General features: G+C 78.5%; 1 protein-coding gene. It reads left to right on the plus strand.

Going from position 1 to position 228, the window contains the following annotated elements:
- On the plus strand, nt 1-228 hold a 228-nt coding region (locus KVS71_RS19805; RefSeq protein WP_217585365.1), incomplete at both ends, for a substrate-binding domain-containing protein.

Genomic DNA, 228 nt, shown 5'->3' on the forward strand with positions numbered 1-228 from the left:
GTGATCGCCGCCCGCCGCCTGGGGATCGCGGTGCCCACCGAACTCAGCGTCGTCGGGATCGACGACCACGCGCATGCGGAGATGTTCGCCCTCACGACCATCGGGCAGTCGCCGCGGGATCAGGGCCGGGGGGCCGTGCGCCTGCTCATGCGGCGGATGAGGGGGCCGGCGGCTCCGGTCGGGCGGGCCGGGGCCGCCCCGGCCCTCGTCGGCCGCCGCTCGCCCGCG

Origin of the sequence: Microbacterium sp. GbtcB4 (assembly GCF_019091465.1) — a bacterium.
GTDB classification, from domain to species: domain Bacteria; phylum Actinomycetota; class Actinomycetes; order Actinomycetales; family Microbacteriaceae; genus Microbacterium; species Microbacterium paraoxydans.